Source organism: Vibrio sp. 1978, from assembly GCF_033344345.1.
Genome location: NZ_JAWPOP010000271.1, coordinates 1 through 848 on the forward strand (window position 1 = coordinate 1; position 848 = coordinate 848).

An 848-nucleotide genomic window follows, 5' to 3' on the forward strand; every position below is an offset into this window, starting at 1 on the left:
TGGATAGAAGTTTTATCTTCGTTAAGCACATTCGCACCAGATAATGCCATCAATTTAGCGGAAAAAGGTGAGAAGCCACAACCAAACTGAAAGCTCAATTTTAGTTCATCTAAATGAGTTCGGATTTTATTCCAATAGTTTTGTAATCCTTCATAGAGATTAAGCATTGGCGTCGCACGCAGCAAAATACCTTGGTTTGGCATCAATACGACATCAGAAGTGACCAAATACATCCATTGAGCCACCTCTTGCAACTTATTCCACTCCGTTTGTGGGTGGTAAGGATGTACTTGCAAGTCATGGCACAAAGACGCAGCACTGCCTAAGCCCATATTTGGCTTAATGCCTTGCTGCTCGGCCGTCTCGTTGTATTGAATAATCCGGCAGCGTTGACTTTCGACAATGACGACAGGGTGCTCTTGGTTGTTGCCAAACAGCGCATCCAACTGTAGGCGAGGGAAGTGCAAGTAGATCCACAAAACCATGTGATTATCCTTGATTCGCCAATGGGAAGTTCACCACAGTCGATGGGATATGAGTCATCACTGGCATCACCAACTGCGGGTAATCATGTTGAAAGTCGATATTGATACTGCCTTTGTTCCAGCCCCCTTTGCGTTTCAATACTTCCACATTTACGCCCTGTTCATGACCTTGCAGCTTTAAGCTCAATGACACAGGTAGGGACAAGCGATTTGCCATGCTCGGTTTGAGCATAAAAAGCGGACAAGCGCCTTGTTCACTGGCAACCTGTAAGCGTTTTACTTGGTGAATTTCTAGTTCGTCTTGCCATAGCAATACGTTGGCACAAACACCACTTTTCAGACACTGTTCTGCGGCCCACAAAG

At 45.2% G+C, this 848-nt stretch carries 2 pseudogenes; both read right to left on the reverse strand.

What is annotated here, in order from left to right:
- Positions 1-485: pseudogene (locus tag R8N49_RS26025) on the reverse strand (DNA polymerase Y family protein); the annotation flags it as partial.
- Positions 486-489: 4 nt separating this feature from the next.
- Positions 490-848, reverse strand: a pseudogene (locus R8N49_RS26030) (recombinase RecA); the annotation flags it as partial.